The organism is Pseudomonas sp. GW821-FHT07G10 (assembly GCF_059418545.1).
In genome coordinates, this window is sequence record NZ_JBWKQB010000011.1 from 12600 (window position 1) to 24410 (window position 11811).

The following is an 11811-nucleotide window of genomic DNA, read 5'->3' on the forward strand; positions in this document are numbered from 1 at the left end:
GATCGCGAGCAAGCTCGCTCCTACAGGGCCCGCGCAAAACCTGTAGGAGCGAGCTTGCTCGCGAGGCGGCCTCGCGAGAGGTGAAAGACTCGAGTCTTAGAACACCGAGTTGTATTCGCCCAGCTCGACCTGTACCGATTTGATGCGTGTGAAGTTGTTCAGCGAGCTGATGCCGTTTTCGCGACCCACGCCCGATTGCTTGAAGCCGCCAACCGGCATTTCCGCCGCCGACTCGCCCCAGGCGTTGATCCAGCAGATACCGGCTTCCAGTTGATGAATCACGCGGTGAGCGCGGTTCAGGTCCTTGGTGACGACGCCAGCGGCCAGGCCGAACTCGGTGTCGTTGGCACGGCGGATCACTTCTTCTTCGGTTTCGTAGGTGAGGATGCTCATCACCGGGCCGAAGATTTCTTCGCGGACGATGGTCATCTCGTCGGTGCAGTCGGTGAACACGGTCGGTGCCACGAACGCGCCTTTGGCGAATTCGCCGTCGGTCAGACGTTCGCCGCCGCACAGAACGCGGGCGCCTTCTTCTTTACCTTTGGCGATGTAGCCGAGCACGCTTTCCATGTGGGCGAAGCTGACCAGTGGGCCGAAGTTGGTGTTTTCGTCTTGCGGGTTGCCAATGCGAATGCGCGCAACGCGCTCAACGATTTTGGCTTCGAAAGCGGCTTTCAGGTGGCTCGGAACGAACACGCGAGTGCCGTTGGTGCAGACCTGACCGGAGCTGTAGAAGTTGGCCATCATCGCGGTGTCGGCAGCGCGATCAAGATCGGCGTCGTCGAAAATGATCAGCGGGGATTTTCCGCCCAGCTCCATGGTCACGTCTTTGAGCGAGGAGCTGGAAGCGCTGGCCATGACCTTCTTGCCGGTGTCGGTGCCGCCGGTGAAAGAGATTTTTTCGATGCGTGGGTGCTCGGTCAGCCAGGTGCCGACTTCACGGCCGCTGCCGGTCAGAACGTTGAACACGCCATCCGGCAGGCCGGCTTCGGTGTAGATCTCAGCCAGCTTCAGGGTAGTCAGGGAGGTGACTTCGCTTGGCTTGAAGATCATCGCGTTACCGGCCGCCAGGGCCGGAGCGGATTTCCACAGAGCGATCTGGATCGGATAGTTCCACGCGCCGATACCCGCGACGACGCCCAGCGGCTCGCGACGGGTGTAGACGAAAGAGGTAGTGCGCAGCGGGATCTGCTCGCCTTCGATGGCCGGGACCAGACCGGCGTAGTACTCGAGCACGTCAGCGCCGGTAACGATGTCGACGTAACGGGTTTCCGAGTACGACTTGCCGGTGTCCAGGGTTTCCAGAACGGCCAGTTCGTCGTTGCGCTCGCGGAGGATTTCAACGGCACGACGCAGGATGCGCGAACGCTGCATGGCGGTCATCGCGGCCCAGACTTTCTGGCCCTTTTCGGCGGCAACAACGGCGCGCTCGACGTCAGCGAAGGTCGCACGTTGCACTTGTGCGAGAACTTCACCGTTAGCCGGGTTGATGGCTTCGAAGGTGGCGTCGCCGCTGGCGTCGGAGTAACCGCCGTCGATGTAAAGTTTTTGCAGTTCGAAACGGGCCATAGTGTCCTCGCAAGTGCATAAGTGGTTGGCGTTAACCACTGGGCGTGCCGTAAAGCCTGGGCATCGCTGGTCAGTGGCCGTTCAGGGGCCGAGCGGTTATGTGTGCTCTAGCGCTCCTGCTTAGCCAGTTGGAAATCCATGTATTCGTAAGCAATCCGTTGCGCCTGCTCGGTGTCGAAAGCATCTCCCGACAGCGCGCCGCGCAACCACAAACCGTCAATCAGGGCTGCCAGACCGCGTGCTGCGCTGCGTGCTGCGTCAATCGGCAGCACTCGGCGGAACTGGCAACACAGGTTGGAATACAGTCGGTGATCGTTGATCCGCTGCAACCTGTGCAATGACGGGTGGTGCATGCTGGTGGCCCAGAAGGCCAGCCAGGTTTTCATTGCCGGGCCATTGACCTGGCTGGCGTCGAAGTTGCCTTCGATAATCACCTGGAGATGAGCCCGTGGGCAGCTATCTTCCAGCGCCTGGCGGCGCGCGGTGACGTTCTCGCTCAGGACGCTCATCAGATACCGCATCGTGGCGGCGATCAGGCCATTCTTGTCCTGAAAATAGTGACTGATGATGCCATTCGAGACACCGGCCAAACGGGCGATCAGCGCAATGCTGGCGTCCCCCATTCCGACCTGATCGACTGCCAGCAAGGTGGCTTCGATCAACTGCTGGCGGCGTATGGGTTGCATACCGACCTTGGGCATCTTGCACATCTCCTTAGGCCTGCCAGCAGTCGACCAGTGACCACTGACGTGAAGGCCAGTCTATTTTGTTTTGATTGAACGTTCAATCAACAAAGAATAAGATCTGCGACAAATCGTCGCTATCTGCAGGTTTTTCCTACGTGTAGATGGCGGAAAAACGGCATCCCAAAAAGCTCGAAACCCACTCAGGACATGGCGTTAACCGCCGAGGAAAGACGTGTCGAGTGCTTGAGGTCAAATGGCCAAGCATTCTTTCGCGCAAACCCCTCGCCGGTTTTCAGCGCCGTTCCTGTGGGTTCGGGCTTTTTTCGGGGTGTCTTTATATCACCCGCTGATCGGCTGCCAACTAACCGATTGGTCGGGTAACGCTTTGCCTTGTGTCCTTCTCTCGCACTGCCTGGAGCATCTGTGCAATGAGTTCTGCCTCTCTTATAAAGACCTCGCCCGAAAAGGTGACGGTCAACGGTTGGGTGTTCTACACCTCGACCGCATTGATCCTGCTGCTGACCGCCATCCTCATCGCCGCGCCGCAAGAAGCCGGGAGAGTGCTGGGGATAGCCCAGGCCTGGTTGTCGCGCAGCTTCGGCTGGTACTACATGGTGGTGATCGCCGCCTACCTGGTATTCGTCGTCGGTCTGGCGTTTTCGTCCTATGGCAAGCTCAAACTGGGCAGCAAGGACGACACCCCGGACTTCAGCTATGGCGCCTGGGCCGGGATGCTGTTCTCGTCCGGCATCGGCATCTCGCTGCTCTACTTTGGTGCTTCCGAGCCTCTGGATCACTATTTCAACCCGCCGGAAGGCGTGGCCGGCAGCAACCTGGCGGCACGTCAGGCAGTGCAGCTGACGTTCCTGCATTGGGGCCTGCATGGCTGGGCGATCTACGCGTTGGTCGGCCTGGCCGTGGCGTACTTTGCTTACCGTCATAACCAGCCGCTGGCGCTGCGTTCGGCGCTGTATCCGCTGGTGGGCGAGCGTTGGGTCAAAGGCACGGCCGGTCATGCGGTCGACGGCTTTGGCATGTTCGTGACCCTGCTGGGTCTGGTGACCAACCTGGGGATTGGCTCGCTGCAAGTGTCGTCGGGGCTTGAGAACCTCTTTGGCATGGAGCACAACAACACCAACCTGTTGATCGTAATCATCGTGATGAGCACTGTGGCGACCATCGCTGCCGTGTCTGGCGTGGAAAACGGCATCCGTCGTCTGTCCAACCTGAACATCGTGCTGTTCAGCGGTCTGCTGATTTTCGTGCTGCTGTTCGGCCCGACCCTGCACCTGCTTAACGGTTTTGTGCAGAACATCGGCGACTACCTGAACGGCGTGGTGCTGAAAACCTTCGACCTTTATGTGTACGAAGCCGACAACGCCAAATCCGAGCGCTGGTTGGGCCTGTGGACTCTGTTCTACTGGGCCTGGTGGATTTCCTGGGCCCCATTCGTAGGCATGTTCATCGCGCGTATTTCCCGCGGTCGTACCGTGCGTGAACTGGTGGCTGGCGTGTTGCTGATTCCGCTGGGTTTCACCCTGGCCTGGCTGTCGATCTTCGGTAACTCGGCTTTGGATCTGGTGATGAACCAGGGAGCGGTGGAGCTTGGGAAGACGGCGCTCGAGCAGCCGTCCATGGCGATCTACCAGCTGCTTGAGCACTACCCAGCGTCGAAAATCGTGATCGGCGTGTCGATCTTTGTCGGTTTCGTGTTGTTCCTGACCCCGGCCGACTCTGGCGCGGTGATGATGGCCAACCTGTCCTGCAAGGGCGGCAATGTCGATGAAGACGCGCCGCACTGGTTGCGGATCTTCTGGTCGGTGGTGATCACGCTGGTGACCATCGGTCTGTTGTTCGCCGGTAACTTCGAAGCCATGCAAACCATGGTGGTGCTGGCCGGTCTGCCGTTCTCGGTGGTGTTGGTGTTCTTCATGTTCGGTTTGCACAAGGCCATGCGCCAGGACGTGCAGATCGAGCAGGAGCAAGCCGAATTGGCCGCTCGCGGTCGTCGTGGTTTCAGCGAACGTTTGAGTGCGCTGGATCTGCAACCGACTCAGGCCATGGTGCAACGCTACATGGACAAGCACGTCAGTGCGGCGCTGCAAGATGCCGCCGCGCAACTGCGTAACCTGGGCCTGACGGTGCAGAGCAACCTGGGCAAATCCCGCAGCAATATTGGCCTGCAGGTGGAAATGAATGAGGGCAATCCGTTCGTTTACGAGGTCAGCCTGGAGGGTTATCTGGCGGCGCCGAGCGAATCGGTTCAGCCTGAAGGAGCGGGTGTGGAGCCTGAAGTGCGCAGTCGTTACTACCGTGCCGAGGTTTACCTGCACAGCGGCAGTCAGGAATATGACTTGATGGGGTTCACTCCAGAGCAGATTACCCGTGACGTGCTCGATCAGTTTGAAAGCCATCGGCAGCTCCTGGGCCGGGTGTATAGCTAAAGCATAAGGGGCTCGGATAGAGCTCCTTTTTTGTGCTTGGTGATCGTTCCCACGCGGAGCGTGGGAACGATCCAGCACGCTCTGCGTCCACTGATCGCACACATAAAAACGCCGCGAGGATCGCGGCGTTTTTATGTGTGCTGTCTTACCCCAGATTCTTCCCTAGCAACGCATGGTAGAGCTCGCTGTCGCCGAGTATTCCGACCACCTTGTGGTTGTCATGCAGAACAAGCTTGTTGCCGGTCTGGTAGCGGATCTGCAAGGCTTCGCGCATGCCGATGTTGAAGTCCACCAGGGTTGGTCGACGCCCCAGTCCTTCCACCGCCTGGCCAGGTATCCAGTTCTGCAGATCAAGGCTGGCGCCGTTCTGGCGTGCGCCCTTGATGGTGTTGCCTTCGGCCAGATCGAGCCAGGAGTCACCGCCTGGGTCGAGGCATACGGAACCGTTGATGCGTTTGCAGTTGTCCAGCGTGCGCATCAGGCTGCGACCGCACAGGACGTTGAGCGGGTTGGTATGGGCAACGAACGTGCGAACATAGTCATCGGCCGGGTTCAGCACGATTTCTTCCGGTTTGCTGTACTGGACGATCCGACCGTCTTTCATGATCGCGATACGGCTGCCCAGCTTCAGGGCTTCATCGAGGTCGTGGCTCACGAACACGATGGTCTTGTGCAGCTTGCGTTGCAGCTCCAGCAGTTCGTCTTGCAGGCCTTGGCGGATCAGTGGATCGAGGGCCGAGAAGGGTTCGTCCATCAGGAGAATGTCGGCGTCCATCGCCAGGGCGCGGGCCAGGCCCACACGTTGTTGCATGCCGCCGGAGAGTTCATCGGGCTTCTTGTTGCGCCATTGGGTCAGGCCCACCAGTTCGATTTTTTCGTCGACCAGTTTGTTCCGTTCCTTTTCCGGACGACCCTGCATCTCGAGGCCGAAGCTGATGTTCTCGCGCACGGTCAGCCAAGGCATCAGGGCGAACTTCTGGAACACCATGGCAATGCGCTTGGTGCGCATCATTTTCAGTTCGGCCGGGGTACAAGAGGCGATGTCGATTTGCCTGCCTTCGTGCTCGACGAACAACTGCCCGCGGCTGACGGTGTTCAAGCCGTTGATACACCGCAACAGACTCGACTTGCCAGAGCCGGAGAGGCCCATCAGCACGCAGATTTCGCCTTTTTCGATGTCCAGACTGGCTTTTTCGACGCCGACGATCTGACCGGTCTGTTTCAGGATCTGATCACGCGTCAGGCCCTTGTCCAGCAATTTCAGGGCCTCACGCGGGTCTTTGGAGAAGACAACATCTACCTTGTCGAAGCGGATTATGCTCATGCGTCACCCCCTACTTTAGCGTCGGGTTGTTTGCAGATACGGTCGAGCATGATCGCCAGCAATACGATCGCCAGGCCTGCTTCAAAGCCCAGTGCGATATCAGCAGTGTTCAGTGCGTTGACCACGGGTTTACCCAAGCCATCAGCACCCACCAGCGCCGCGATCACCACCATCGACAGTGAGAGCATGATGCACTGGGTGATGCCGGCAGCGATGCTCGGCATGGCGTGGGGCAGTTCGATGCGCGAGAGCAACTGACGGCGCGAGCAGCCAAAGGCTTTGCCGGCGTCCATCAACTCTTGCGGTACATCACGGATACCCAGGTAGGTCAGACGGATGGGCGCGGCAATCGCGAACACCACCGTGGAAATCAGACCGGGCACCACACCCAGACCGAACAGGGTCAGGGTAGGAATGAGGTAAACGAACGTCGGTACGGTCTGCATCAGATCGAGTACCGGACGCATTAAAGTATAGAACATCGGCTTGTGCGCCGCGACGATGCCCAGCGGCACGCCAATGACCACGCAGACCAGTGTGGCGAACAGCACCTGGGCTAGGGTTTCCATGGTTTCCTGCCAGTAACCCAGGTTCAGGATCAGCAGGAAAGACAGTACGACAAAGGCCGTCAGGCCCCATTTGCGTTGAATGAAATGAGCCAGTAGCGCGATCAGGCCGATCAATGCCAGCGGATTGAACCAGGTCAGCGCAAATGTCACGCCATGGATCATCGTTTCCAGTGTCGTGGCGATCGCATCGAAAGTGCTGGCGCCGTGTTGCGTCAACCATTCAACGAAGGCAGCGATGTACTGGCCTAGGGGGATTTTGTGATCAGTCAGCATGGTAGTGAACGTCCGCATGCAAGGAAAAAAACAGCCCGGGCGGGCTAGCCCGCCCGGCGTCAACGATTACTTCGCGAGTTTGGCTTTAACGGCCTCCAGGCCTGGTTTACCGTCAATGGTGGTCACGCCAGCGAGCCAGGTATCGAGCACCTGTGGATTCTTTTTCAGCCAGGCCTTGGCGGCCGCGTCAGGCTTCATCTTGTCGTCCAGGATGTTGCCCATCAGAGAGCTTTCCATGTCGACGGTGAACTCCAGATTCTTCAGCAACTGACCAACGTTGCTGCATTCCTGGGTGTAGCCCTTGCGGGTGTTGGTCAGGACAGTGGCTGCGCCAAAATCCGGCCCGAAGTAATCATCGCCACCGGTGAGGTACTCAATCTTGAAGCGCTTGTTCATCGGGTGCGGTGCCCAGCCCAGGAACACCACAGCGGTATCGCGCTTCTGGGCGCGCTCGACTTGGGAGAGCATGCCGGCTTCGCTGGACTCGACCACTTTGAAGCCAGCGTCTTTCAGGCCGAAGGCGTTCTTGTCGATCATACTCTGGATCAGGCGGTTGCCGTCATTACCCGGTTCGATGCCGTAGATCTTGCCGTCCAGTTCTTTTTTGAACTTGGCAATGTCTTTGAAATCTTTCAGACCCTTGTCATACAAAGCCTGTGGAACCGCCAGGGTGTACTTGGCACCTTTGAGGTTCGTACGCACGGTTTCCACGGTACCGGCATCGCGGTAGGCCTTGATGTCGTTTTCCATGGTCGGCATCCAGTTGCCGAGGAATACGTCCATGTTCTTGCCGTCGGCCAGGGACTTGTAGGTCACCGGCACGGAAATCATGGTGGTCTTGGTCTTGTAACCCAAGGCATCGAGGACGACGCTGGTGGTCGCGGTAGTGGCGGTGATGTCGGTCCAGCCGACATCGGAGAAGTTTACGGTGCTGCACTGTGCCGGTTCTGCGGCTTGAGCCAGAACAGGCAGACTCAGCATGGCGGCCAACAACAACGACGGGGAACCTTTCATGGGTGGACTCCTGGATGTTTTTTTTTGGCGGTTTACCGACTGGATGACCGCGCTTATGTGTTGCGGTTGGAGACGTGTGGGGAGCAGCTCTACCACAGCATCTTGCAATCGAGTCGAGACTGATCATGTACCAGTGAAAATCTGACGCCTACAGGGTGCGTCGTATCCAGTACAGGGAGGGTCGCATCCAGTGTCGGTAACGTCGTTTACAGATTTTTTCAGCCCTGCAACCGCACTTTTTGTCCATCTGCACCGCGAAAAACGGCCAGAACTTGCTGTTGGCCGATTGCGACGTTGATGGACATGAGCGAGTCGGTGTGAGACGTCGTGCCTGACTGCAAAAGCCGGATGATGCGGCGATCCAGGCGGATTGCGATTTGAGCGTAGCAGCTCCGTCACCGGGTGCTTTGGCGCCTGGAGTATGCTCATCAGGAGGTTCGCGGTAATGGCTATCAGTGTGTTTGACCTGTTCAAGATTGGTATCGGGCCCTCGAGTTCTCATACCGTCGGGCCGATGCGCGCAGCGGCGCTATTCGTCCAGACGCTTCGCGAGCAAGGTCTGCTTGATCAGGTGCGGCGGGTCGAAGTGCAGTTGTACGGCTCGCTGTCCGCCACCGGTATCGGTCACGGCAGCGACAACGCGGTGATCATGGGGCTGATGAGTGAGTGGCCGGACGCCATTGATCCATCGCAGATCGGCGTGCGTATTAACACCCTGCGCGAAACCGGCACGCTGCTGCTCGACGGTCGCTTGCCGATCCCCTTTATATGGGCGCGGGACATGCGCTTGATCGATGAGAACCTGCCGTTCCACCCCAATGCCATGACCCTGGTCGTTGAAGGCGAGGCAGGCGAGCTGCATCGCGACACCTATTACTCCATTGGTGGCGGTTTTGTCGTCGACGAGGCGCAAGCCAGCAGCGGTGTGGTAGACCTTGATCGCACTGTGCTGCCTTACGATTTCTCCAGCGCGGTCGAACTGCTCAGCCTCTGCAAGAAACACAACCTGCGTGTCGCCGAACTGATGATGGCTAACGAGAAGGTCTGGCGCCCGGAAGAAGAAATTCGCAGTGGCTTGATGAAGCTCTGGCGCGCGATGCAGGACTGTGTCGAGCAAGGGCTCAAGCACGAAGGCGTCCTGCCCGGTGGTCTTAATGTGCGACGCCGCGCCGCCAAGCTGCACCGCAGCCTGCAAGAGCTGAACAAACCCAACGTGATCGGCTCGACCTTGAGCGCCATGGAGTGGGTCAACCTGTTCGCCCTGGCGGTCAACGAAGAGAACGCTGCCGGCGGGCGCATGGTCACGGCACCGACCAACGGTGCGGCAGGGATCATTCCGGCGGTGCTGCACTACTTCATGAAATTCAGCGAAGCGGTGACCGATGCCAACGTCGTCGACTATTTCCTGAGTGCGGCGGCGATCGGGATTCTGTGTAAAAAGAACGCGTCGATTTCCGGTGCCGAAGTCGGCTGTCAGGGTGAGGTCGGTTCGGCGTGTGCCATGGCCGCGGCCGGGCTGGCGGAAATTCTCGGCGCGACACCGGAGCAACTGTGCAACGCGGCGGAAATCGGCCTGGAACATAACCTGGGTCTGACCTGCGATCCGGTGGGCGGCCTGGTGCAAGTGCCGTGTATCGAGCGTAATGCGATTGCCGCAGTAAAGGCCATCAACGCCGCACAGATGGCCCTGCGTGGGGATGGCCAGCACTTTATCTCCCTGGACCGGGTGATCCGCACCATGCGCGACACCGGTGCCGACATGCACGACAAATACAAAGAGACCTCGCGCGGTGGGCTGGCGGTGAGTGCGGTGGAGTGTTGAGCGCAGTACACCAGTAAAACCGAGTGGCCTTCATCGCGTCAGACCAGTCAAAACTGCGCGGTAAGTGAACACTGATTCGAATAAGCGCTGCTTTTTGGCGCGTCGCTGACAGATAAGAGAAACACCCTCAGGTCAGGGCTCGATTTCGACCCTGACCGTTGGTCACCCGTGCTTGAGGTGACACTCTTTCCCAAGGGTTCTCAGTACTTTTCCCACAAGTGCTACCGATTTGCTCACAGCCCCCGGGGCAAAGCGCCTACGCACCTCTTCCTCGCTGATAACCCTCACTCCGCGCGGGGGCTATATAGACGCTTCGCGACGTCGTTTTCAGGAGTTATTGAATGCGCATTCAACTTTAGGCATGGCAATTGCTCTGTCATAACAAAGCCCGTCTCCGCGAGAGAACGATGGCCATAACAAGAGCCTCCGCCTGAGGCCATCACCCGCTTTGTGTGAGGAGATACCGCGATGACGTCGTTCAACTCTGGAGCTCAACCCCAGAACCGTGCGCCTCAATCCATCGGCTTTTTGCTGCTGGACAATTTCACGCTTATTTCTTTGGCCTCCGCAGTAGAACCCCTGCGCATGGCCAACCAATTGTCCGGTCGCGAGCTGTATCGCTGGACGACCCTCACCGTCGACGGCGGCCAGGTCTGGGCCAGCGATGGTCTGCAAATCACCCCCGACGCCTCCATGCACAAAGCGCCCGCCCTGGACACTGTCATCGTCTGCGGCGGCGTCGGCATTCAACGCACCGTGACCCGTGAGCACGTGTCGTGGCTGCAAAGCCAGGCACGTCAGTCCCGTCGCCTCGGAGCGGTCTGCACTGGCAGCTGGGCCCTGGCCTGCGCCGGTCTGCTGGACGGCTTTGATTGCAGCGTGCACTGGGAATGCCTAGCATCGATGCAGGAAGCTTTCCCGCGTGTCGCCATGAGCACTCGTTTGTTCACCCTCGACCGCAACCGTTTCACCAGCTCCGGCGGCACCGCGCCGCTGGACATGATGCTGCACCTGATCAGCCGTGATCACGGCCGTGAACTGTCGGCAGCGATCTCCGAGATGTTTGTCTACGAACGCATTCGTAACGAACAGGATCACCAGCGCGTGCCGCTCAAGCACATGCTCGGCACCAACCAGCCGAAGTTGCAGGAAATCGTCGCGCTGATGGAAGCCAACCTGGAAGAGCCGATCGACCTCGACGAGCTGGCGGTGTATGTCACCGTCTCGCGGCGTCAGCTGGAGCGTCTGTTCCAGAAATACCTGCACTGTTCGCCATCGCGCTACTACCTGAAATTGCGCCTGATCCGTGCCCGGCAGTTGCTCAAGCAAACGCCGATGTCGATCATCGAAGTGGCGTCGGTCTGTGGTTTCGTCTCCACACCACACTTCTCCAAGTGCTACCGCGAATACTTCGGCATTCCGCCACGCGATGAACGCGTCGGTTCCAACACTGCACAACAAGTGGCGATGATGCCGATTCCGCAGGCGCTGGTATTGGCCCCGTTGTCCGGACCGTTGTCGGCGTTGAGCCAGGCGCGTAACGAGTCGACGTTTGCTAGCGTAAGGCTCTAACAGCTGATCGTTCCCACGTTCTGCGTGGGAATGCCTCAATGGACGCTCTGCGTCCGCTTCGGCAGGGACGCGGAGCGTCCTGGGCTGCTCCCACGCAGAGCGTGGGAACGATCAAAGGCTTCCTGTCAGGCGCTACGGCTTTGCTGATATTGCGCCAATGCCGGCAGCAGTTGCTTGTCTATCGCCTGGCGCACAGCGGGCAGAATCGTCGCGCTGCTGGTGTACATCTGCTTGACCATGGTTCTCAGGGTCATGGCTCGTACATCGTTCAAGCCGCGTACCGCGCATTCACAGGCCTGCTCTGCAGTGGCGCCACTCGGGACTTCAAACCCAAGAGCCTTGAGCTGGCCCAACAGGTCTTCCTGGTCTATCAAATCGGCGTGCATCATGACGCTATCCTTCTTCAGGGAACATTGTCGTGGCTCGATTCTGGTAGGGGCGATGGGTAGGGGCAAGGAGGAATTGTCGCAATGGCCGCGATACCTATGAACAGGTCGTTTTCGGCTAACTTGCAGGGACGATGACTGGGCACACTGAG

The 11811-nt window shown here is 58.9% G+C and carries 9 protein-coding genes; 3 read left to right on the plus strand and 6 right to left on the minus strand.

Annotated elements, in window-relative coordinates; translation table 11 throughout:
* Positions 1-96 precede the first annotated feature (96 nt).
* Positions 97-1569: a betaine-aldehyde dehydrogenase gene (gene betB, locus AC07O1_RS14275; protein ID WP_495089130.1), complete on the minus strand. Its 1473-nt coding sequence runs from the start codon at positions 1567-1569 to the stop codon at positions 97-99.
* Positions 1570-1676: 107 nt separating this feature from the next.
* Complete coding sequence (gene betI, locus AC07O1_RS14280) at positions 1677-2270, minus strand: transcriptional regulator BetI (RefSeq protein ID WP_495089131.1); 594 nt, start codon at positions 2268-2270, stop codon at positions 1677-1679.
* 470 nt (positions 2271-2740) lie between these two features.
* Between betI and AC07O1_RS14285 the strand changes: the two genes are divergently transcribed.
* On the plus strand, positions 2741-4699 hold the full coding sequence (locus tag AC07O1_RS14285; protein WP_495089192.1) for a BCCT family transporter: 1959 nt from the start codon (positions 2741-2743) through the stop codon (positions 4697-4699).
* A gap of 145 nt (positions 4700-4844) precedes the next feature.
* Here AC07O1_RS14285 and choV read toward each other — a convergent pair whose 3' ends face one another.
* The 3 genes from choV to AC07O1_RS14300 all read right to left on the minus strand — a co-directional run bounded on the left by choV (position 4845) and on the right by AC07O1_RS14300 (position 7879).
* A complete protein-coding gene (gene choV / locus AC07O1_RS14290) occupies positions 4845-6023 on the minus strand; it encodes a choline ABC transporter ATP-binding protein (protein ID WP_495012007.1) in 1179 nt (392 codons plus the stop codon).
* Positions 6020-6865, minus strand: a complete 846-nt coding sequence (gene choW / locus AC07O1_RS14295) for a choline ABC transporter permease subunit (RefSeq protein ID WP_494990641.1) — start codon at positions 6863-6865, stop codon at positions 6020-6022. Before choW ends, choV begins: the two co-directional genes overlap by 4 nt.
* A 66-nt stretch (positions 6866-6931) precedes the next feature.
* On the minus strand, positions 6932-7879 hold the full coding sequence (locus AC07O1_RS14300; RefSeq protein WP_494990640.1) for a choline ABC transporter substrate-binding protein: 948 nt from the start codon (positions 7877-7879) through the stop codon (positions 6932-6934).
* Positions 7880-8324: 445 nt separating this feature from the next.
* Between AC07O1_RS14300 and AC07O1_RS14305 the strand changes: the two genes are divergently transcribed.
* Both AC07O1_RS14305 and gbdR read left to right on the plus strand, forming a co-directional pair.
* A complete protein-coding gene (locus tag AC07O1_RS14305; RefSeq protein ID WP_495012006.1) occupies positions 8325-9701 on the plus strand; it encodes an L-serine ammonia-lyase in 1377 nt (458 codons plus the stop codon).
* 468 nt (positions 9702-10169) lie between these two features.
* Positions 10170-11273 carry a choline metabolism transcriptional regulator GbdR gene (gene gbdR, locus AC07O1_RS14310; RefSeq protein ID WP_494990638.1) on the plus strand — a complete coding sequence of 368 codons (1104 nt, stop codon included), beginning with the start codon at positions 10170-10172 and terminating at the stop codon, positions 11271-11273.
* 125 nt (positions 11274-11398) lie between these two features.
* Here gbdR and AC07O1_RS14315 read toward each other — a convergent pair whose 3' ends face one another.
* Positions 11399-11662, minus strand: a complete 264-nt coding sequence (locus AC07O1_RS14315; RefSeq protein ID WP_347902423.1) for a hypothetical protein — start codon at positions 11660-11662, stop codon at positions 11399-11401.
* Positions 11663-11811: the final 149 nt, after the last annotated feature.

Coding starts and splice junctions, on each gene's coding strand:
- betI (WP_495089131.1), bottom strand. CDS start 2,270: ATGCCCAAGGTCGGTATGCAACCCATACGCCGCCAGCAGTTGATCGAA.
- AC07O1_RS14315 (WP_347902423.1), bottom strand. CDS start 11,662: ATGATGCACGCCGATTTGATAGACCAGGAAGACCTGTTGGGCCAGCTC.
- choV (WP_495012007.1), bottom strand. CDS start 6,023: ATGAGCATAATCCGCTTCGACAAGGTAGATGTTGTCTTCTCCAAAGAC.
- betB (WP_495089130.1), bottom strand. CDS start 1,569: ATGGCCCGTTTCGAACTGCAAAAACTTTACATCGACGGCGGTTACTCC.
- AC07O1_RS14300 (WP_494990640.1), bottom strand. CDS start 7,879: ATGAAAGGTTCCCCGTCGTTGTTGTTGGCCGCCATGCTGAGTCTGCCT.
- choW (WP_494990641.1), bottom strand. CDS start 6,865: ATGCTGACTGATCACAAAATCCCCCTAGGCCAGTACATCGCTGCCTTC.
- AC07O1_RS14305 (WP_495012006.1), top strand. CDS start 8,325: ATGGCTATCAGTGTGTTTGACCTGTTCAAGATTGGTATCGGGCCCTCG.
- gbdR (WP_494990638.1), top strand. CDS start 10,170: ATGACGTCGTTCAACTCTGGAGCTCAACCCCAGAACCGTGCGCCTCAA.